The sequence below is a fragment of the Pseudonocardia pini genome (assembly GCF_013870575.1).
GTDB lineage: Bacteria > Actinomycetota > Actinomycetes > Mycobacteriales > Pseudonocardiaceae > Pseudonocardia > Pseudonocardia pini.
Genome location: NZ_JACBXB010001031.1, coordinates 1 through 1,555 on the forward strand (window position 1 = coordinate 1; position 1,555 = coordinate 1,555).

The window sequence follows — 1,555 nt, forward strand, 5'->3', positions numbered from 1 at the left end:
TACCGGCGACCTGGCCGACGCCAACGCGCGGCTCGAACGGGCGGGCGTCGAGCGGGTCACGTTCTCCCGACTGCACTCGGTCGGCGAGGGATCCGTGCTGGTCGGCGACGTGCACCACGGCGAGCAACGCGAGCTCCCGGCGACGCTGGTGATCGACTGCGCGCACCGGCTCCCGGACACGACGCTGCGCGGACATCCCCGGATCGGGGACTGCGTGGCACCCCGCACCGTGCACGAGGCCGTGCGGGAGGCTCGCCAGGCGGTCGTGAGCGACGATCGCCGCTCACAGGTGGGGGTGTGATGCTGCAGGAGGGCCTGCGGATCGGGCGGGCCACCACCCGGAACCGCATCGTGTTCACCGCGCACCTCACGGGGTTCGCGGAGGAGGGCCTGCCCAGCGCGCGGCACGCCGCGTACTACGGTGCGCGGGCCCGCACCGCGGGCCTGGTGATCACCGAGGAGCACACGGTCCATCCGGAGGACCACCCCTACGAGCAGATGATCCGCGGCCACGATCCGGCGGTCCTGCCGGGCTACCGAGCGATCACCGCCGCCGTCCACGCGCACGGCTCGCTCGTCCTCGCCCAGCTCAACCACAACGGCCCGCAGGCCTCCGGGATGTACTCGCGCGCCCCCGTCCGCGGGCCCTCGCCGATCCCGGACCCGATGTTCCGCGAGGTCCCCGTCGCCCTCACCGAGCCCGACCTCGACGCGATCGTGGCCGGGTACGCGCAGGTGGCGCGGCACTGCGTGCAGGGCGGGTTCGACGGCGTCGAGCTGCAGTGCTCGCAGGCCTCCCTGCTGCGGTGCTTCCTCTCCCCGGCCACGAACCACCGCACGGACGCGCACGGCGGCCCGGTCGAGAACCGGGTCCGGCTGTTGCTGCGCGTGCTCGACGCGGTGCGCGCCGAGCTGGGCGACCGCATCCTCGGCGTGCGGCTCGGGCGCGAGGAGGGGCTCGACCCCGTGCCCGTCGCGCAGGCGCTGGAGTCCCGCGTGGACTACCTCTCGACGACGGTCGGGGTCGCCACGTCGTCGCTGCACCTGGTCGAGCCGTCGATGCACACGCCGCCGGGCTACGCCACCTTCGTCCCGTCGGCGATCCGGGCGGCGGTGTCCGTCCCGGTCGTCGCCGTGGGCCGGTTCACCACGCCTGAGCTGGGCGAACAGGAGCTGCGCGAGGGTCACGCGGACCTCGTCGGGTTCGCGCGCGGCCTGGTCGCCGGACCTGGGTGGGAACGGGCCTGCGTGGGCTGCAACCAGGAGTGCGTGGGACGGGCGGGAACATGCGGGTGTGCGGTTCGGGCTCGTGCGTCCCGGGAGGAGGACCACCGGGCCGCCCCCCGGACTGGTCGGACCCCGACCCTGCGGGACCGCCGTACCCACCGTGCGTGCCGGAACCGCCCTGCCCACCGGAACCACCCTGTCCGCCACCCGGCCCGCCGGGCCGAGGACCGGGACCGCCCGGCCCACCTGAACCTGGATCCCCCGCCCCCACCTCTCGACGGCCCAGGCCCAGACCCCCAGCGGTCCGCGGTCCGGCGGCTTCACCCCG

At 75.0% G+C, this 1,555-nt stretch carries 1 protein-coding gene and 1 pseudogene; both read left to right on the top strand.

Annotated elements, in window-relative coordinates:
* Nucleotides 1–301 (top strand): annotated as a pseudogene (locus H5J29_RS32175) (2,4-dienoyl-CoA reductase); the annotation flags it as partial.
* On the top strand, nucleotides 301–1,555 hold a 1,255-nt coding region (locus H5J29_RS32180; RefSeq protein WP_446686507.1), incomplete at its 3' end, for an oxidoreductase. The pseudogene H5J29_RS32175 and the gene H5J29_RS32180, both read left to right, overlap by 1 nt.